Below are 18,676 nucleotides of genomic sequence, written 5' to 3' on the forward strand. Positions count from 1 at the left end.
AAAACAATGGCATTAAAAAATGTAAAATATGTTCTTATAAATGAAAATAATGAACCTATTAAAAATGAAGATGGTAGTTTAGATATTAAAACTGCTGAAATTATTTTAAAAAATACTGCTGAAATTGAAGAATTTAATGCAAGTAATTTAGAAAATAATAATCAGCAAATCAACGAACTACAAACAAAAAATACTGAGTTAACTTGACAAATTGAACAACAAACAATTCAATTAAAACAAATTGAAGTAATTGATTTCATTAATTCTTCAACTGATAATGAAGATTTTAAAAATGTTTTATTAAAATCTTATGATATTACTGATGATATTGAAATCATTAAAACACAATTGCAAAGTGTTTATGATGAATTAATTAAGGTACAAACAGTTAATACTGGGGGCGTATCAAAAGTAGTAAACAAAGAAAACAATATTTTAGATACAGACAATGTATTTAATATAAATAGAAAGAAGGAATAAAAATATGGATCCAAAAACAATTTTTGGCGATATTGCTAATCAAGCAACACAAAGAGACCGAGAAACATTTGAACAATGATATTTACAAACTTATCAACAAAAATTTAGTTGAGAAGCTTTATTTGCGTGAAAAGAAGCAAATAAATTTGGTTTAACATATAAAAGAAAGAAAAATATTAAATATAATGAAGGTTTAAGAAAAGATGGACAAGTATTTAATACCGATGATAATCTTCTAAAATATTCAACAGTAGAATTTGAAGATGGAGTTGTTGAATTAGATACAATTTTAACTTTTGCTCGTAAATTAGACCCTGTAGAAAATGATTTTAATCCTAATCTTTGGGCTGCCGATATTGAGCAAGCAATGGATACTGAGGTTGCTTATAAACGTAATAAAATTTTAAAAATTATTAATAAAGGAGTAGTTACAACCATTCAAGGCCAAAAAGCAGATGATACTAATGCTTTACAAATTCATGATGAAATTATGGATAAAATATATGAAAACGGCTTTACTCCATCAGAAACAATTGTTTTAGGTTCGGCTGATTTTATTCGTGGAATTCGTAATAAATTACAGTTACAACTTGGAACAAACGACCAAATAAATAATGTAATCACAACAAGTGGAGCAATGAAAACTGTTGAAGGAACAACATACTATATGGTTCCTAAAAAATTACCAATTATTAATAAAGATGGTTCAGAAAGAACAATTGAATTATTACCAGATGGTGTTAATGCAATTGCCTTTAAGTTTAGCAAAAAATATGACTCTCTTATTTTACGCAAAAAAGATCATACTTCGTTAAGAGTTGCTGCTGCTGTGTTAGGTACTGGAATGGGTAATACTTTGATTATGGAAAGAGTTTTATATTTAGGTGGAGCAGTGGTTGAACCAAAAGGAATTATTAAACATATTGTTTCAAAAATTGATATTAGTAAAATTAATAAATTAGATAAACCAACTATTCATGTTGCAGACCCAACAAAAGCAACAGCCGAACAGTAAAAACCACAATTTAAAGATGTTGTTTTAAAAGCAGTAAAAGCAGTAAATAGTTCTTTAACTGAAAGTGATTTTGATTACTTTATTAAAAGTGCTGGTGTTGATTGACCAATAAATATTACAAATGATACCAAGGTTTTTGTCCAAATTGAAGGTAAAAACAACGCTACTGGTCAAACAAATCCGATTGATGTTAAAATTAAAAATTCTTAATAGTACTAAAAAATAGTACTTTTTTGTTTGATATATATGCCAATTGGAACATCTAAAACAGCCCTTATTTATGCTGTTAAAAAAATCCAACTAGATTGTCAATCCAACAACAAGAAAAAAGTTTTGGTTTACAGTTATTAGAATTTTTAGGAATTCAAGTTTTAGCTCTTGGTTTATCAGTTTTAACTGGTGGTATTGCTTCGGCTGTTGGTCTTGGTGCGGGATTATCTAATTTTGCCGCAGCATTTATCTCGTTTGGAGTAGAAACAGCAACTGATTTTGCCGTAAATCAAATATATGATAAATTAACATCAGAAGTAACAGCAAAAAGTACCGCCTTAAATTTGTTACCAGCAATTGGTGGAATTGGTAAATTAACGCGTGCTGTTCGAACAACTAGAATTTTAAAATTAGCAAAAGAAACTAAACTACTTGAAAAATTAGGTGTAATAACTGCTAATAATTTAAAAGATGTTGTAAGGCAAGTTACAGGTAAAAAGATTTTATCTTCTAAATTAATATTTGATTTTACAAAGCAGGCTAATAATGAAACTTTATTATATACAATTGGAAAATTAGCCCGAAATGATTTTTATAAAGGTTTTAAAGTTTCTAATTTAGAAACAATTAATAATTTATTAAAAATTGAGAAAAATATTCAAAAAATAAGTCCTAAATTAGTTCAAAAAATACCACGCGTGAATGAAAAAATGCTAATAAATGATTGTCTGAATATAGATTAAATATTGAAAAAATAAGTAAAATTAATACTAATGAGTGATATAATATTATGACTAATCTTCATAAAAAGGTGTTGATAAAAATCTACTATTAAATGCTAATTTAATGAGGGGCAGTAAAATATATAATAATAAATTATTAAATATTTTTTATCAAACACCAATTAAATTAAATAAAATTTTAAATCATTTAAACCCAAATTTTTATATTCAAAAAGTAACTAAAAAATTATTAGCCCCAATGGAAAAACAAATAATTATTATTAAACAAAAAGTAATTAGTAAAATTACTGATAAAACTAAAAAAATATTATCTAAATTTGAAACTAAGGCTATTAAAAAAGGTCAATTATTACCTTTTGCTTATGGTTCTGATGTTTTTTTAGCAGTTAAAATTGTTCCTTTATCAGTTGCGGGTGAAGTTGCTTTAACAATATATTATAAAAATCCTAAATATGTCCCTATTGTCATTATGACAACTTTAATCAAAGCAGAACAGTTTTTTTGGCTCCTGAACCGTTTAAATTCTATATGAACAGTGAGTGGTTTATTGGTTGGGGATTAAAAAAAACAAGTTTGTTTAATTTAGTTTCTTTTGCCCCACTTGCTTATCAGCAAGTAGTAAAAGATAGTTTTAAAATATATCGGACAATTGCTAAGATATTAAAAATGCAAGAACAATTTAAAAATAACTTTAATAAAGATAAATTGTTAAATACGCTAGAAGATAGTGCAATTACTAGTTTATTGGGTAATGGACTAGTATTTCAAGCATATAAACAACTCAGAACAAAACAAGATTTAAACAAAAAAATTAAAACAAAAACATTACTAAATAGTAAAAAATTTATATTAAAGAAAATATATTCTAAAAAAAGTAAATGATAAGGAGATGATTAAATGTTAAATGAATTATGACAAAATGTTACTTTGGAAAATTATAATAATTTTATTCCAATGACAGGTAAAATTACAAAAGTTCTAGTTCGTTATAATAAGTTTTTTAAAGGTGATGTAGAATTATGATTTAAAACATTTGCTTTAAGAGCCCAAAATATGATTAATTCTTACTTAAACTATCCATTTTCAAAGCTAAAATTTGAAACATTTAAAGACCCATTATTAAAGAAAATTTATATTAATATCGTGTTTATTACGATTGAACATTGAACATTTAACCGTATTCCAATTGAGTTTTTTACTTCGGCAAATATGAGTGTTGGTGATATTAATTATTCTTCACAAAATGACCCTATGGCAACATGACAAGGTCTATTGCCTACCTATGCAAAATCATTGGCTAATTTAACAACTTTAAAGAAAATGTTTCGTACTTTTCAAGAAGAAGGTATTGATTTAACAATGATTGATTTAGAAGCATATTATACTCAATTAGAAGTTGATGCTTTATTAGATAAACTTGTTATAGAAAAAATTAAAGATGAAAACTTGCAAAAATAAAAGAAGAAATTTTAGATGAATTAAAAAAATCAATTGTTATACCAAAAGTTCCAGATTGAGAAATTGTTGATACTAGTGATTTTAAAGTTGGTCAAAAAGGATATAATATTCCTAATTTTGATAAAGAAAATTATATTTATAGAATTTGAGCCTCAGGAAAAAATATCAAAGGAGATTTAAAAAGTCAAGGGATGTTGCAAACAAGGCATAGTTTTAGACAAACAATAGGTGTTATATATGATCAAATAGGTGTTAATAGTGCATGTTTAGCATTATCTATTAATCCTGATGGATTGATTAATATTGGAGTTAATGGTCCAGCAACATTTAGATCTTTGGGATTTGTGTTTATTGAAAGAAAAAAGGTAAATTAGAAAGGAGATGTTATTATGCCAAAAGTAGAAGTTAAAGATGTAATTATGTTTTTGAAAATATTTGGAGTTTCATTATTGTTTTTTATCGCAGGAATTATTATTTGTTTTATAGGAGAAAAAACATTAGGTATTTCTTGACCAGCATATGTTATTGTTTCAGCAATGCTTATCGGAGCTGGAATTATAGTTTTGATTATTGAAACAATTAGATTTATCAAAACACATAACAAACAACAAAAACAAGATAGTATTGAAGATGTTATTAAAAAAGAAGATACAAAATAAAGAGGTGTTATAAATGGGATTATTACCAGCAAAAAAGAAATTAAAAAAAGAATATGATATTGATAGTTATTATATTAATTTAGCATCAACGATTACTAATCGTAAAAATGTTACTGTTCAAAAACATAATGAGATTTTAGAAAAAAGAATTTGTGAAGATAATGCTAATTTTTTAAATCCGCGAGATTTAGAAATTAGCATTTATAATCCACTTACTAATCAAAAAATAGATACTAAATTAATTAATAGCTTTTTAAAAATGCAGGACTTTACCAATAAGAATTGATATAACAAATATAAAATTAATAAGAATGGTAAAGGTGCATATTTTATTTTTGCTAATAATTCAAAACTTAATTTTATTACTATTGATTTTTACAATGACCAGTATGATGAATTAGGTAATTTAGTATCTTGCACTTTTGATTATGACCCTTATCTTAAAAATGACCAGAGTATTTTTATTACTGAAAAATTAGAGATTGATGCTGTAACTAAACAAGTTAAAGTTATTAGAAAGTTAAAAACACGATTATATAGTACTATTACCGATTTATATATTGATGATGTTAAATGAAATAACTATACAACTTTACAAAGAGAAGAAATATTACCACTTAATTTTATTCCAATTCAAATTATTCCTAATAACCCTAATTTTGAGCCTTCTGCTCGTTATGGTAAACAATTTGCTAGTATTTTAGATATTATTGCTGAAAAGATAATGTTAGATCCATTATTAAATAGTGATAAATTTACTATTAATACTAATGGAGTTACTGGTGTGGTTGACCAAGAAATTAGCAAAATGCTGGCATCATTTATTGAAAATGACTTGTTATTAGTTGAAGGAGACTCTGATAGTAATTTTCAATCAGTAGACTATATTGCTGGTAATTTTAAAGGTGAGCAATTAACTAAAATATATGATTGATTATTAACAAATTACTATAAAATAAATCGACATCATGTTCCCGCCATTGCTAAGGGAGCACAACAAACTCAGGCAGAAGTTGCTGGTGTAAATATTCAAACAAACGCATCATAGGAAGAAATGATATATATTAGAGAAATTAAATTAACTGAATTTATTATTAAGTTAATTAAATATGATAATGCTATTTTAAACAGTAGAACATTCAATATTAAAAATATTGACGAGTTAATTGTTGATGTTCGCTTACCAGTAAATGCTACTTTAAACAGACAATTAAAAAACAACTAAACTATTATCAATATGCCTAATGAAGAAGGAGAACAAGAATAATGTTAAAACCATCTGAAAAAATGTTAGCACAATTAGCAGAAAATGATGAACCAATTGACTATTCAATTGATAGTATTCCGTTAGATTTTGCTAGTCAATCGCAGTACAGCGATCCTGATTTAGAACAATTATTTACAGAAGCCCGTGCAAGAACCTTATATATTTATAAAATTAATAATCTCTTGTTAAGACAAAACAAAAACCAACCTTAAACTATTCTTAAAATAGCGTTAAAATAGGTTTTATTGACAAAGATGAATATATTAAAATAACTGGTTATGAAATTAGTGATTTTAATTTTAAATTACAAATTCAACAAAACACCACAGTCCAAGATAATAGCACAAGTTATGTAATAATTGATAAAAAAGATATTTTAATCAATGATATTTCAAAACAAGATAAAGAATTTTTAGAATCCTATGACTTAAAAATAGTATCTATTAATGAACCAATTACCAAAAACAATAAAAATGAATGTTATATTATTGAAGAATATAAGCGTCCTTATTCACCTGATGGCATTGATATTATTAAATCTACCCACTTAATTAAAATTTCTTTTTCTTTAGCATCTATCATTTCATCTGTTCACGCTGATATAATACCACTACCTTTGCCAACTTTACCCATAATTTTATTACCATTAGCATAACCCACAAAAGCAATTCTCACACCACTAGGAAAAACAATTTCGCCACCTTCTTTAACATTTTTAGGTCAAACAATGCCATTTTCATTGTCGGGTCCTATATCAATCCCATATTTATCGTATAAATAATTACATACATTAATTGTATCGCAAAATGTAGTATCTTCATGGGTATTGGCATATCTTTGTAAAATGTTAGATGAAGCATCAGTAAAATTACAAGCAAAAAATAATTTTTCTGCTATGTGATTTCATGTCTTATTAGTACCACGCCCCGCTGAAACAAACTTAAAAAAGTTGGTGAAGTAAAATATCGGACATAACTATCACCAACAAAGTCTTTAAATACTTCTCAATCAAAACCAAAATTATAGTCATTAAAATTCAAATCATATTTTTTATTTAAATATTTATAACTAGTAATCCGTTTTTTGTTATTAATTTTGGTAAAATCCTGCATTTTTAAATAGCCTCCTTTTTTTGATAAGATTATGTGAAGTATTGAGTATCATATTTTAAAATAATTTGTTTATATGAAAGGAAATTATAAAATGGAATTAAAACAAAATTTATTAGAAGATTATAAAAAAGATAAAATAATAGAAACAAACAATGAAACTAAAAATTTCTTGATTGAAAGAGATAATGAGATATTTAAATTATATCAACAAGGACAAATATTACAAGGATATAAGGTGATATCAAAATTGCCAAAAACAATTAAAACAGAAAAAGAAGATTATATGTTAAATATGATGAAGAAAAAAAAGAAAATATAAATCGTTATCCTTTAGATGAAGAATTAGGTTTAAAAAATACGAAAGAATTGAAATAAATTTAAAAAATAAATATATGTCTTTTATAGGTGATGGAAAAAGATATAAAGATATTTTACATACAACAGAGAATGCAAATATTAGTGAAAGAACAATATCTAATATTTTTAAAAATGCCGATTTAGAAGAAATCGATTACATTGGTAATAAAAATAATAATAAAATTAAAATTCCAAATAATGTTTTATATATTCAAATTGACGGAGCTTTTGAACCAATGCGAGAAAATAAAAAAAATTGAAAATAAAATATTTCTTGCGACTATGCATGTTGGTGTTGATCAAGAAAAGTCAACAAAAACCAGAATAAAAATGAAAAAGAAAAGAGGCGTTTTTCAAATGATGAATAAAAATCATAAGAATAAAAATAATAAATCTAATATTGATAATTTTATCAATAAAATTTTTAAATCAATGGATATTTATGATATTAATGAAAATACTAAAATATTAATATTAAGTGATGGTGAAAAACAAATTAAAAAAATTTATAGAGCAGTAAAAGCAAAATATAAAAATAACACTGTATCATATAGTTTAGATAAATTTCATTTATCAAATAGATTTAAACAATTATTCCCAAATCGAAATAGAATCAAAATTTATAGAATAAAATATAAATTAGCAAAAATATATTTCTTTACTGGAAATTATAAATTATTATTAGATTTTTAAATATGTCATTTACCATATGTTAATGGTAATAAAAAAATATTTTTATTAGAAACCATTGAATTAATTAAAAGTAATGAAGAAGGTATTGTAAATCAATCATTAGAATATAATATTGGTTGTCATGTTGAGGGTGATGTATCGCATTATATTAAGGCTGTTAAAGGGCGTGGCGCAAAAATATATTGTAAAGAAACATTTATCAATATGTTAATTGCTTCTATGTTAAGACTTAATAATCAAATTAATGATGAGAAAGTTGATAAAACTAATAAAAATAATAAATAAAAAATTGAATTTAATATATTTAATTTAAATCAATTTCAAAATCAATTTTTATCTTTATAAAAAAATAAAAACCTTTTAAAATTAGCAATAACTTTAAAAAGTATTTTTTAGTGTGTCAAAATTCATAAATTTATAAATTATTTTTTCAACTAAAAATTATATTTTTAAAAAAAGTTGAATTTTTTATAAATTTTGTTATCATATTTAATCATAAGCGAAACTTAATTTGTTTCTAATTACTTAATTTTATTAAAAACCTAAGAATAATGAATACTACCAAAAATCAATTATTAATTTAGCAACATAACAAAATTATCACAATTTCAGAAAGGAAATACAAAATGAAAAAATTACTACGTTTATTATGTGTATTAACTATCAGTGGAACTACAATGCAAACTGTTATTGTTGCTAGTAGTTATGAAAAAAATGATATAGAAAATTGCAAAAGAAAGAAAAGAGAAAATAATGATAAATTTTTACCAAAATTAATAAAAAATACTAAATTAGGAAAAATTCCTACAAATAGCGAAGAAAATATTTTAGACCAAGTTGTTCGTTTAAATAGAAATATTAATAGAAATGATATAACTATTAACAGATTATTAAATAATCAAGCACAAGTAATTCAAATAAAAATAATTATTCTTATGTATTATTTGATAATAGAAACAACTTTAATCTTGGAATAATACCAGATAATCCTGGAACTACAATTATACAATATATAATAAATAATTTTCCCGGTTTTCTAGATATTATTGAACCTTGAACTGATGTTGTTTTAGAAAACATTACTTATTCAACTGCAACTTTATTAACTTCAACATTTGGAAGAAATGATGCACAAATATTAGTAACATTTACCCCACAAAGAATTGACTTAAATTCAATAATTACAATTACTGATTTAGGAAGGATTAATAAGTTAGATGTTGTAGAAAGAATATTTAACTTGTATCCTCAATTACGAAACACTAATATATATGTAAATTTTATTTCATTAACATCTGCAAGAATTTTTGTTTCAGATGATGACCCATTATATTTTGGTAGTGTTTCAATTTCTTTTGAAAATAATGTTGGTGATAAAGAAACACAAAAAGAAGAAAACAAAAAAATGATAATTCAGATTCAAATGAAAAAGATACAAAAATTAATTTGTTAGTTTGACCTAATGAACATAATAAAAGTTCAATTAAACCTTCAAAATCAACACTGCTAAAAGAAAGTGATAAGTATGAACAGATTGCAAATTTGAATAAAAAAAATAATCCTTCAGTAATATTAAAAAATTTAAATTTAAATTGAGGCATAACTGGTCCAATTACAAATGATAAAAAAATTGAAAGTAAAAAAAATAAATTTAATTAAATGAAAAATATGATTTTCTTAATTTTGTTCCTATGATTTTTATAAATTATGTAGAACAATTTTCCAGTCTATATATTAATAATTTATTTTTTGAAGGAGAATATCTAAAAGCAAGAATAATTTCATGTACTTATTCTTGAATGGCTATATATCATGTCTGAACAAAAATGAAAATTGGAAGTGTTAAATTTTATTAAAAGAGTAAAAATTGCTGATATAATATAAGGAGTTTTTCAAAAAACTATGGTTTTTTTGGGAGTAGTTAGTACCTAAAACTTTATTCTAAGGTTATCATCATACTTGTAATTTTTTTCTGTTTGCTATAATTATAAGTAAACTATTTATAAAAAATTTAAATAATTTGAGTGTTATAATTTAATTTTTATGTGAATATATCATCAATTAAATATTAACCAAGTTTTTTAGAAGAAAGGAAAAAACTATTTTATGCTTAAAAAAGAACAAAATAAGAAATTTAGTTTAGCAGATTTTGTTTGATTAGGCTTTAATTATACTGTTGGAATTGGTTTTATAGGGAATTTCGCTATTTTATGAAATATCTCACAACCTGACTCAATTGGAATTCATGTTATTTGATTATTTGCAGTTGAAGGTTTAATTGCAGGAATATGTGTTTGAGCATTTGCTAAAATGGTCAGAGTTCATCATTCTAATAATAATGGAGCTTCATACATTTATGTTCGAACAAGTTTCGGTAAATTTTGGGGAATTTTTGTTGCTTTTATGCAATATGTTTCCTTACCATTTTTAATTAGGATTCAAGTAATGATGTTGATTCGGGGTTCATTCGGAGCAGATTGAATATCAAAAATGAATCCAGATCGAAGTGTTACTGTACCTTGGTATGCTGCGAACTGAGGATCATTTGGTGACTTATGATTAGATTTTATTGGAATTTCGATTTATATGTCAGCAGCAGCAATTATTTTTGGAGGAATGAAACTATATAAAAAATTAGCAAATGGAACGGGGATTATTAAATGAGTTACAGCTGGTTTTTTAATTTTAGCTGGTTTAGTATTAGCCGTTCAAAATGGTAATGAAAATTTAAGTTATTGAGGACATCATACGAAATTTTCGTTGCCAGGATTTATTAAAGCTTTTAATTCATGCTTTTTCTTCTTTGCTGGTTTTGAAGTTTTTTCAACTGCTGGGAAAAATATTAGTAATCCAGAGAAAAATATTGGCCGTGGAATTACACTAATTATGTTAATTAGTACAATTTTCTATATTGTTATTTCAATTATTTTCTTTTCCGCTTTTACTGAATTTGTCCAAAATATGCAAATGGGAACATGAAGTTTAGGTTTTAATAATAAGATTATTTTATATGGTGGTCCAATTATTATGATTATTAGTGCTTTAGCATTAAAAGTAAATGTCGCAATGCAAAATGCTTTATATGGGGGAACTTCATTGTAACCATTATCGGCAGAAGGGTATTTACCAGATCATTTACGTAAGTTAAATAAAGATGGATTACCAATTCGTGCTTCAATTTTAAACTTAGTTATTACAAGTTTAATGATTTTTATTTGGTTAGCAATTCCCGATATTATTAAAGGGATTAGTTTAACAAAGCAATTTGGTTTTATGGCAACCGAAGCAGAAGCAATGACTTATCAACAACCATTTGATGTTTCATCATTAACTGAAGCATCATCAGCTATTACAATTTTTATTTATGGAATGGTAATTGCTGTAACACTAAAATTAGCTTATCAGCGGAAAATTAAGATGCGAATATGAGAGTATATTGCGTTTCCAATTGTCCTTGTTATTTTATGCTTTGTTTTTGGATGACATTATTATAGTTTAATCAATAATATTGTTACTTCAACTGGTACAAAGCGAGAGAGTGCAATTATCAAAAGCAGCAATTGAGTTAGCATTTGTTGGTTTTTCGGTGAGTTTTGCAACAATTTGATATTTTACTTACTATCGTGCAAAATATCTTCGTCGAATGAAAAAATAACCTGAATTACAAGCTAAATTGGATACCGAATTTAAAGTTAGAGATGATTGAAAATATGTTTCATTAGAAATTCGTCATGAAATTAAAAATTATTTAGAACGAAATCAAGCATTATATCAAGCGACAAATAATGTTAATTATCAAGATGCAGAACATTTGCTCACGGAATTAAATCTTATTATTAAAAAAAGTAGTAGTCTTGATGAGAAAAAAGATGAATCAGAGCATGAAGAATAACCAAACAATTTAACAAAAGTTAAATTGTTTTACTTTATGATATACTAGAATAAGAAAATAAGAGGAGGAATTAAATGCAATCAAAACCAAAAAAAAAGGTGCAATTAGTTACTATTGCTGGTGGGACTGCAAGTGGCAAAACAACAGTTGCAAATAAAATTGCTGAAATTTTGCAAGGAAAAAAATCGTTTATTTAAAAATGGATCATTATTATAAAAAATTAGACGATTTGACATTAGCAGAACAAAAAAGAATTAATTTTGATCATCCAAATGCCCTTGATTTAGAATTATTAGTTAATCATCTAGAACTTTTAAAAAATCATCAAGATATTCAAATGCCAAATTATGATTTTACAATTTCTAATCGCTCAATCCAAACAACGGAAATAAAAAGTGGTGATGTGATTATTCTTGATGGTATTTTAGGTTTAGCATTAGAAGAAATTCGTAAATTATCGGATATTAAAATCTTTATTAAAACAGAAGATGATATTCGTTTTATTCGACGTTTAACACGTGATTTATCAGAACGGGGGCGAACAGTTGAAAGTATTATTAATCAGTATTTAACAACGGTAAAACCAATGCATGAGTACTTTGTTGAGCCAAGTATTAAATATGCCGATATTATTGTGCCATATTATAAAGGAAATGAAATTGCAATTGATATGATTGCAACAAAAATTAAGGCTTTATTACTTGATAAAAAATAAAAAACCCCATTATTATTGCTTTTTTAAGGTATAATAATGATTGTTGTAATTAAAAAAACAGAGAGGAACGGAGAGAACACCATGAATGAAGAAATTTTGTTAACTAAAGAGGGAATTAAAGACTTACAAGAAGAATTAGATAATTTAATTAATGTTATTCGTCCCGAAGTTATTGAAGAGTTAAAAGAAGCTCGTGCACAGGGAGACTTATCAGAAAATGCTGATTATGATGCAGCACGAAACCGTCAAGCGGAAGTTGAAGGACGAATTAAAGAAATTGAATCACTATTAACAAAAGCAAAAGAAATTAAGGAAGTTAAATCAAAAACAGGAATTATTAAATTGGGAAGTACAGTAACATTTACTAATTTATTGATTAATAAAAAATATGAATTAAAAATTGTTGGTGCTGTTGAATCTAATCCTTTTAAAAATACAATTTCGAATGAATCACCAATTGCAAAAGCTATTATTGGCAAAAAAGCTGGAGATTTAGTTGAAATTAAGGGAATTCAAGAACCTTATAAAGTTAAAATTTTAACTGTAGAATAAATAATAAAAAAACAATTTTATAATGAACATCTAAAATAAAATTGACAGAAAAAAGAGACAAACATTTTCTGTTATATAATTTTATTGAAAGGATGTTCTTTTCTTATGGCAAGACAATGAAACAAAAATGTAAATTGTAAATTAATGATTTTGAAGGTTATTAACTGTAGTAACACATTATAAATAGCATCTTTAACTTTCATCATTGCATTACCTAATTCGGTTCAAATAGAATCCATGCTACCTGAAATAGTAGGAGTATCTGCAACTAGAAAATTAATAGCTGATGTTAAATACATACCTAACATTATTCTTTATCCTCTTTACTTTTAATTTCTTTTTTTCTTTCCTCGAATTTGATGAGTTTTTTGATAAATCGATAAACCAATTCAAGCAAAAATACCTAATATAATAACAATGCTAAAAATTGTTGACTATATTGAATAAACTTATTAACAGTATTAATAACATTATCTTTTCTATACTTAGCTACTAAAGACCGTAAAATAAAATAATGTTTTCTTTCCATTAAAAAATCAATTCCTTTCTGAGATATTTTATTGCACTTTATATTATAATTTACAAAAAAATATTATTAAATATTTAAAAACGGAAAATTATTTTCTTTGTTTTGAGGATATCATAGAATTATCTTAGTGTTGTCTAAGAAAGGAAGGAGTATAAAAAAATGAAAAAACTTTTAAGTTTATTAAGTATACTAACAATTGGATCAACTGCTATTCCAGCAGGATATGCAATCTATCCTTACAATTTAGAAAATAATAGTAAATTATCAGGAGAATGAAATTATGGCGGAAAATCTTTTGATTGAAAGGTTAATTATTTAACTACTAATGTTGGGAAACCAAAATTAAGAGATTTTATTCCAGTAATTTATGATACTGAAGTACAAATTAAAGAATTAAGTTCAACAATTGATTTACTTTGAAAGAAAATAATAGCTACTGAGCAAGAGAAAACTGATTTAGAACAAAGTAAGAAAGTTCTTGAAACACAATTACAGATGATGCAACAAGTCACAATACTAGTCTTAAATCGGAATTAGAAATCACAAAATCAATGAATAGTACGTTAAATTTAACAATTGGTAATCTGTAAACTCAGTTAATGTTTACTAAACAAGAAAAACTTGCTTTAGAACAAAACAAGCAACAACTTGAGGTTCAATTACAGATGATGCAACAAGTTAAAGAAGGATTAGCAAAACAAATTGCTGATGCAACAAGTCACAATACTAGTCTTAAAGCAGAAATAGAACTAAAAAACTAGAGATTAGTAAGTTAACAAAAGAATCACAAGAAAAAGTTTCTACATTGGAAATGGAAGTTACTCAGTTAAAAGAGAAGTTAGCAGCTAGTGAACAAAATAAATTTTCTTTAGAACAAAAAATACAAGAAGTTAAAACTAATTTAGAAAAAGTTACTGAGGAGAAAACTGCTTTAGAAGTTAATTTAAAAGATAAGTCAGAAAAAATTAATGATTTAAATTTCAAATAAGAATCCGATGTTTCTTCTTGATACTTGGGTAAATCAGTGTTCATATCACGCTTATAAATAGAATGTGGTTCATTTACCATTAATTATCTATTATTTATTAATTTTCTTTTAATTGTTAAATCTTTAATAACAATATTATTTGTATCATTTTTTATTAAGCCATCTTGCTTAATTGTTATTCTTTCATAAGAATTATCTGCTAAAAATGTAAAAATTGATTTTTGTGATATTGTTTCAAAATAATATGTTACAAATTTATTAGCAGATGCATAATCTGTTATTGAAATTGATATTTTATAGTAATATTTTGTTAAATCATAATTTGGAATTTTAAATGTTAATTTTTCGTTTGCTTCTGGATAATTAATTAATTCTCAATCATTGCCACCACTAATAGATATATCACCACTGTCTAATAATGAAGAACCATTAATAGTTTTAATATTTGTACCGCTTACTAATTTATCTTGTTTAGTATTAATATTTTGTGATGTTTTTACAATATATTTATCATCAACTTTTTCAATATAATTTTTATTTAAATCACTATCTTTAATAATATCTGTTGGAATATCGCCACCTTGTTTTGCTTTTCAGACATTATTTTCATAATAAATACTATCATTATCAAATGGAACAATAATTTTAATATATTCGTTATAATCAATTTTAGAAAAATCATTAATAGTTGGATAAAAAATATTTATTGAATTATCTGTTTGTAATCGTTCTTTTAATCAAAATAATAATGTTGGATAAAAAGTTTTTTTACTAATATGTTTATATTCTTCTTCTCATGGATGAGCATAATTATCTAAACTATAATTATATGGTCTAGATACTGTTTTACTAGATATAATATCAATTATTTCACCGGCTAATTTTAAAGCATTTTTAACATCACGAGTAATATTTTCATTTGCCTCAGGGTCATTAGTTTGTGAATATGCAACTCCACCTTGTGAAAATGATGCACTACCAGTTAAATCATTAACTCCTTTTGGTAAATATCAATTTATAACTGCTAATAAACAAGCAGATTGAATATAACTTAATCATTTATCATATTCAATTAAACCAGTATTATCTTTTTTTACTCATGGAAATAAATCTTTTTTATTAATTTTATCGGAAATTGTCCCGCCTGATAATCTATCCATTCATAAACTAGTTTTTAAAATAGCATTATAAATTAAATTATCATTATAAGCAGATTGTTTTCTTTCATTAATAGGTTGTCAAAGTTTACTTTCTTTAACATCTTCAACTGTTATAAATAACAAATTACTTAAATTATTTTCCATATAATACACCTCTTAATTGATTACGATATTTATTTTTTAAATTACTTGGCTTATAACTATTAACTCTTGCTTTTGCTTTCTTAATTTTTTTAATAGTTTGATTAGTTTTGTAAAAAATATTTTTAACTGGTGTTTTATATAAATTCTTAATATTTTTAACATCACTTCGGCGTTCACGATATCATTTTTTATTATTAATTTCACCAGCAAAATTAAAATTAAAATGTCCAATCTTTAAATTATTAATAAACTTTTTAATTTGATTTAATTTTTGAACTGTTGGTAATGTTAATTTAGTAGTTCCTTTGGGATATTTTTCTTTTAATGCTTGTGGTAATCGCTTTTTAATATAATTTCTTAAATGACTAGGTAATCATTTTCTTAATCAATAACGCCAAAATAAAGATCCTGCATTAGATACAGCATTACTTAATAATTTTCAAATTTCAACCGGAACACTAGGATAAACATATGGACCATAAAATTTCGGATTTTTTGCTGTTTTTGTATATATTAAAATAGTTAAATTACCTGTTAAAGTTAATTTATTAGTTATATTAAACATACCACTATCAAGTCAACTACTATTTAAAGGTTGTCAATTAGTATTTAAATAATTTTCATTTTTAAATTGTTCTCTATTTTTAATATTATTATCTTTTTCTAATTGACTTAATATTTGTTGTATTTCTTTTTTATGACCTTTTTTAATTAAATCTAAATAAGTAAATGGATTTAATCACTGATAAATATCTTCAACTTTATTTGTAATTTTATTATATTTATCACTAATATAATTAATTGGCTTTAATATTTTATTTTTAACTTGATTAACTCTATTAATTAAATTTACAAATTTACTTATTAAAGGTTTATTTTCTAAATTAAATACTAATAAAGTTAAAACGCGTAATATTAGTAAATTCATTTTATATTAACCTTGATTATTTGGTTTTGATTCTGGTTTTAATGCTGAAATTAGATAATCAACTGGAACTCTAAAAGTTTTATTTAGATTACTTTTAGCGGCAGTAATTTCATCTTGGCTTGGTTGTTTTTCCAAAATAATTTTACATGTTTTTGGATATAAAATAGTTGGTGTTGCATATTGAACTTTACCAATTCATTTAGGGTTAGCAGTATCATTATCTAAAACTTGTTGAATAGTATCCATATTAATTGGATAAGCTCATACTTGTTTATTAATAATTAAACCATTTACATTAGTAAAATTATAACCTTTATCACGGTTAACTTGTCCTTTTGTATATGTTTTTTCTAAATGAAAGCTTTTTGATACTGGAATACCCATTGCTGTATTTTCATATAATTCACCATTAACCATCGATTTTAATTGTGCTTGTGAACCAATTACTTTTAAATAAGCAGGTGTTAATCCTAAATATGATCTTCGACCTAAAACCATAAACATTTTATCTGTTGGTAAACCAAAATATAAATTACTAATTTGATTTGTTAATTCAATCAAAGTTTCATTTAATGTAAAGAATGCTTTATTTGCATCATCTGCATTTTCGGATGTATAACTACGAAATGGAATTACTTCATATTGGACCATCTGCTAAACAATAATCATAAATAGCCTGAATTAATTCACATTCTAAATTAACAAATTTATTCTGTACAACACTATAAGTCAAAAGCTTCATTCATTAATTTTAAATTAAATCTTTTATCAATAGGAACTGGAATTCTTGTTAATCCCATTGTTTGAGTTGTCCCTCCATTTGGTAATGAATAATCATCTTGTCATACCACACGATGAGTTAAATTATATAGTGCTTGTCCTGCATTTGGTAATCAAGCAACTTGTTCTGCGGTTGCAGTAGCATACTGCATAATACTTGCATATTCATTATATAAAGGTCCACGCAATAAAGCATTAACCATATCAACATACGCTTTTTGGTCTGTTGTATTACCTTGTAATATAAAAGGTACTTGTGGCAAGTTAATTGTTGCCATAATATTTCACTCCCTTATTATCTAAGGTTTTTAAGTGTATAATCAGTTAATTTTTTAATTTCATCAGGAGTATATGCTCCTTTTTCTTTAATAGTTTCAATTTCATCATTCTTATTTTCAGTTGATTTTTCAATTATATCTTTAATAAAATTAGTTGGTGAAACTGCTGGTTGTTCTTGTACAAACAAATCAGGTTTTAATTCTTTTAAAGTTTGCATTTTTTCAGATAAAGAACTACCACTAACTTTTTCTAAATTAGTTTTAATATCTTCAATTTTAGTAGATGGAACATCTTTAAATGCTTTTAATTCATCTAATTCATTAGCAACTTTTAAATAATCTTCTTTTGAAATAGTATCTTTTCGTTTTTATATACCTTCAATAATTTGTTTTGTTTCATTATGAAATTCACTTAAAATATTATCTGCAATTTCTTCACTTAAACCTTGTTCGATTAATTGTTCTTTTGTAAGTGCCATTTTATAAACCTCTCTTTTTTTATTCTTGTTCGAATAACAAGTCAGCATAAGTCTTTTTAAGGCGGAAAGCATAAACCATAAATTACTTTTTTGTTAAAAGGATAAACCGTTAACATTATTTTACACTATTATTTTAATAATACAACTATTAATATAGAGAAGAAGGAAAATATAACTTAATATATTTTACTACTAATTTAGCCCTTAAAACGCGTAATTAAGAGTATTTTAAAAGAT

General features: G+C 24.8%; 33 protein-coding genes and 1 pseudogene. 23 read left to right on the forward strand and 11 right to left on the reverse strand.

The window, feature by feature from the left end:
• The first annotated feature begins 6 nt into the window (after positions 1-6).
• The 11 genes from ACZ91P_RS07280 (at position 7) to ACZ91P_RS07330 (ending at position 6,044) form a co-directional block, all read left to right on the forward strand.
• On the forward strand, positions 7-480 hold the full coding sequence (locus ACZ91P_RS07280; protein ID WP_465158699.1) for a hypothetical protein: 474 nt from the start codon (positions 7-9) through the stop codon (positions 478-480).
• Between the two features lie 4 nt (positions 481-484).
• On the forward strand, positions 485-1,495 hold the full coding sequence (locus ACZ91P_RS07285; RefSeq protein WP_465158700.1) for a hypothetical protein: 1,011 nt from the start codon (positions 485-487) through the stop codon (positions 1,493-1,495).
• 305 nt (positions 1,496-1,800) lie between these two features.
• Positions 1,801-2,448: a hypothetical protein gene (locus tag ACZ91P_RS07290; protein ID WP_465158701.1), complete on the forward strand. Its 648-nt coding sequence runs from the start codon at positions 1,801-1,803 to the stop codon at positions 2,446-2,448.
• A gap of 103 nt (positions 2,449-2,551) precedes the next feature.
• Positions 2,552-3,010, forward strand: coding sequence for a hypothetical protein (locus tag ACZ91P_RS07295; protein ID WP_465158702.1), 459 nt, complete (start codon positions 2,552-2,554; stop codon positions 3,008-3,010).
• The gene (locus ACZ91P_RS07300; RefSeq protein WP_465158703.1) at positions 2,950-3,333 is read left to right on the forward strand and encodes a hypothetical protein; all 384 of its coding nucleotides are present in this window, start codon (positions 2,950-2,952) and stop codon (positions 3,331-3,333) included. The genes ACZ91P_RS07295 and ACZ91P_RS07300 overlap by 61 nt, the downstream gene beginning before the upstream one ends.
• 12 nt (positions 3,334-3,345) lie before the next feature.
• Positions 3,346-3,906 carry a hypothetical protein gene (locus tag ACZ91P_RS07305; RefSeq protein WP_465158704.1) on the forward strand — a complete coding sequence of 187 codons (561 nt, stop codon included), beginning with the start codon at positions 3,346-3,348 and terminating at the stop codon, positions 3,904-3,906.
• Positions 3,907-4,097: 191 nt separating this feature from the next.
• Entirely contained in the window at positions 4,098-4,280 is a 183-nt protein-coding gene (locus tag ACZ91P_RS07310; RefSeq protein ID WP_465158705.1) for a hypothetical protein, read from the forward strand.
• Between the two features lie 15 nt (positions 4,281-4,295).
• On the forward strand, positions 4,296-4,565 hold the full coding sequence (locus ACZ91P_RS07315) for a hypothetical protein (RefSeq protein ID WP_465158706.1): 270 nt from the start codon (positions 4,296-4,298) through the stop codon (positions 4,563-4,565).
• A 13-nt stretch (positions 4,566-4,578) separates the two neighbouring features.
• A complete protein-coding gene (locus ACZ91P_RS07320) occupies positions 4,579-5,613 on the forward strand; it encodes a hypothetical protein (RefSeq protein WP_465158707.1) in 1,035 nt (344 codons plus the stop codon).
• Positions 5,614-5,619: 6 nt separating this feature from the next.
• Complete coding sequence (locus tag ACZ91P_RS07325) at positions 5,620-5,790, forward strand: hypothetical protein (RefSeq protein ID WP_465158708.1); 171 nt, start codon at positions 5,620-5,622, stop codon at positions 5,788-5,790.
• A 41-nt stretch (positions 5,791-5,831) separates the two neighbouring features.
• A complete protein-coding gene (locus ACZ91P_RS07330; RefSeq protein WP_465158709.1) occupies positions 5,832-6,044 on the forward strand; it encodes a hypothetical protein in 213 nt (70 codons plus the stop codon).
• A gap of 295 nt (positions 6,045-6,339) precedes the next feature.
• Here the strand turns inward: ACZ91P_RS07330 and ACZ91P_RS07335 are convergent, their stop codons facing one another.
• On the reverse strand, positions 6,340-6,507 hold the full coding sequence (locus ACZ91P_RS07335; RefSeq protein WP_465158710.1) for a hypothetical protein: 168 nt from the start codon (positions 6,505-6,507) through the stop codon (positions 6,340-6,342).
• A gap of 218 nt (positions 6,508-6,725) precedes the next feature.
• On the reverse strand, positions 6,726-6,944 hold the full coding sequence (locus ACZ91P_RS07340; RefSeq protein WP_465158711.1) for a hypothetical protein: 219 nt from the start codon (positions 6,942-6,944) through the stop codon (positions 6,726-6,728).
• Positions 6,945-7,035: 91 nt separating this feature from the next.
• Between ACZ91P_RS07340 and ACZ91P_RS07345 the strand changes: the two genes are divergently transcribed.
• From ACZ91P_RS07345 to ACZ91P_RS07360, 4 genes are all read left to right on the forward strand, one after another.
• Entirely contained in the window at positions 7,036-7,263 is a 228-nt protein-coding gene (locus ACZ91P_RS07345) for a hypothetical protein (protein WP_465158712.1), read from the forward strand.
• A gap of 73 nt (positions 7,264-7,336) precedes the next feature.
• On the forward strand, positions 7,337-7,567 hold the full coding sequence (locus ACZ91P_RS07350; protein WP_465158713.1) for a hypothetical protein: 231 nt from the start codon (positions 7,337-7,339) through the stop codon (positions 7,565-7,567).
• Between the two features lie 91 nt (positions 7,568-7,658).
• Positions 7,659-7,994 carry a hypothetical protein gene (locus tag ACZ91P_RS07355; protein ID WP_465158714.1) on the forward strand — a complete coding sequence of 112 codons (336 nt, stop codon included), beginning with the start codon at positions 7,659-7,661 and terminating at the stop codon, positions 7,992-7,994.
• A 626-nt stretch (positions 7,995-8,620) separates the two neighbouring features.
• Positions 8,621-8,971: a hypothetical protein gene (locus tag ACZ91P_RS07360; protein WP_465158715.1), complete on the forward strand. Its 351-nt coding sequence runs from the start codon at positions 8,621-8,623 to the stop codon at positions 8,969-8,971.
• Between the two features lie 106 nt (positions 8,972-9,077).
• Here ACZ91P_RS07360 and ACZ91P_RS07365 read toward each other — a convergent pair whose 3' ends face one another.
• Entirely contained in the window at positions 9,078-9,395 is a 318-nt protein-coding gene (locus tag ACZ91P_RS07365; protein WP_465158716.1) for a hypothetical protein, read from the reverse strand.
• Positions 9,396-10,100: 705 nt separating this feature from the next.
• On the opposite strand from ACZ91P_RS07365, the gene ACZ91P_RS07370 reads away from it, so the two are divergent.
• From ACZ91P_RS07370 to greA, 5 genes and pseudogenes are all read left to right on the forward strand, one after another.
• Positions 10,101-11,096 (forward strand): amino acid permease, encoded by a 996-nt coding sequence (locus ACZ91P_RS07370; protein ID WP_465158717.1) that lies wholly within the window; start codon positions 10,101-10,103, stop codon positions 11,094-11,096.
• A gap of 102 nt (positions 11,097-11,198) precedes the next feature.
• Positions 11,199-11,666: a hypothetical protein gene (locus ACZ91P_RS07375; protein ID WP_465158718.1), complete on the forward strand. Its 468-nt coding sequence runs from the start codon at positions 11,199-11,201 to the stop codon at positions 11,664-11,666.
• A 1-nt stretch (position 11,667) separates the two neighbouring features.
• The gene (locus ACZ91P_RS07380; protein ID WP_465158719.1) at positions 11,668-11,886 is read left to right on the forward strand and encodes a hypothetical protein; all 219 of its coding nucleotides are present in this window, start codon (positions 11,668-11,670) and stop codon (positions 11,884-11,886) included.
• 74 nt (positions 11,887-11,960) lie between these two features.
• A pseudogene (gene udk / locus ACZ91P_RS07385) lies at positions 11,961-12,601 on the forward strand (uridine kinase).
• 81 nt (positions 12,602-12,682) lie between these two features.
• Positions 12,683-13,153, forward strand: coding sequence for a transcription elongation factor GreA (gene greA, locus ACZ91P_RS07390; RefSeq protein WP_338988767.1), 471 nt, complete (start codon positions 12,683-12,685; stop codon positions 13,151-13,153).
• A 329-nt stretch (positions 13,154-13,482) separates the two neighbouring features.
• Here the strand turns inward: greA and ACZ91P_RS07395 are convergent, their stop codons facing one another.
• Positions 13,483-13,581 carry a hypothetical protein gene (locus ACZ91P_RS07395; RefSeq protein WP_465158963.1) on the reverse strand — a complete coding sequence of 33 codons (99 nt, stop codon included), beginning with the start codon at positions 13,579-13,581 and terminating at the stop codon, positions 13,483-13,485.
• A complete protein-coding gene (locus ACZ91P_RS07400; RefSeq protein WP_465158720.1) occupies positions 13,557-13,682 on the reverse strand; it encodes a hypothetical protein in 126 nt (41 codons plus the stop codon). The genes ACZ91P_RS07395 and ACZ91P_RS07400 overlap by 25 nt, the downstream gene beginning before the upstream one ends.
• A gap of 159 nt (positions 13,683-13,841) precedes the next feature.
• Here ACZ91P_RS07400 and ACZ91P_RS07405 point away from each other — a divergent pair, with 159 nt between their 5' ends.
• From ACZ91P_RS07405 to ACZ91P_RS07415, 3 genes are all read left to right on the forward strand, one after another.
• Positions 13,842-14,219 (forward strand): hypothetical protein, encoded by a 378-nt coding sequence (locus ACZ91P_RS07405; RefSeq protein WP_465158721.1) that lies wholly within the window; start codon positions 13,842-13,844, stop codon positions 14,217-14,219.
• Positions 14,220-14,281: 62 nt separating this feature from the next.
• Positions 14,282-14,443: a hypothetical protein gene (locus ACZ91P_RS07410; RefSeq protein ID WP_465158722.1), complete on the forward strand. Its 162-nt coding sequence runs from the start codon at positions 14,282-14,284 to the stop codon at positions 14,441-14,443.
• Positions 14,444-14,487: 44 nt separating this feature from the next.
• Positions 14,488-14,670, forward strand: a complete 183-nt coding sequence (locus tag ACZ91P_RS07415; RefSeq protein ID WP_465158723.1) for a hypothetical protein — start codon at positions 14,488-14,490, stop codon at positions 14,668-14,670.
• Between the two features lie 83 nt (positions 14,671-14,753).
• On the opposite strand, the gene ACZ91P_RS07420 is transcribed toward ACZ91P_RS07415, so the two are convergent.
• From ACZ91P_RS07420 to ACZ91P_RS07445, 6 genes are all read right to left on the reverse strand, one after another.
• Complete coding sequence (locus ACZ91P_RS07420) at positions 14,754-15,974, reverse strand: hypothetical protein (RefSeq protein WP_465158724.1); 1,221 nt, start codon at positions 15,972-15,974, stop codon at positions 14,754-14,756.
• Positions 15,964-16,902, reverse strand: coding sequence for a hypothetical protein (locus ACZ91P_RS07425; protein ID WP_465158725.1), 939 nt, complete (start codon positions 16,900-16,902; stop codon positions 15,964-15,966). The genes ACZ91P_RS07420 and ACZ91P_RS07425 overlap by 11 nt, the downstream gene beginning before the upstream one ends.
• A 6-nt stretch (positions 16,903-16,908) precedes the next feature.
• On the reverse strand, positions 16,909-17,553 hold the full coding sequence (locus tag ACZ91P_RS07430) for a hypothetical protein (protein WP_465158726.1): 645 nt from the start codon (positions 17,551-17,553) through the stop codon (positions 16,909-16,911).
• A gap of 71 nt (positions 17,554-17,624) precedes the next feature.
• Complete coding sequence (locus ACZ91P_RS07435; protein ID WP_465158727.1) at positions 17,625-17,960, reverse strand: hypothetical protein; 336 nt, start codon at positions 17,958-17,960, stop codon at positions 17,625-17,627.
• 17 nt (positions 17,961-17,977) lie between these two features.
• Positions 17,978-18,178: a hypothetical protein gene (locus ACZ91P_RS07440; protein ID WP_465158728.1), complete on the reverse strand. Its 201-nt coding sequence runs from the start codon at positions 18,176-18,178 to the stop codon at positions 17,978-17,980.
• 150 nt (positions 18,179-18,328) lie between these two features.
• On the reverse strand, positions 18,329-18,511 hold the full coding sequence (locus ACZ91P_RS07445; protein ID WP_465158729.1) for a hypothetical protein: 183 nt from the start codon (positions 18,509-18,511) through the stop codon (positions 18,329-18,331).
• Between the last annotated feature and the right edge of the window lie 165 nt (positions 18,512-18,676).

The sequence above is a fragment of the Spiroplasma endosymbiont of Halictus nicosiae genome, from assembly GCF_978018445.1.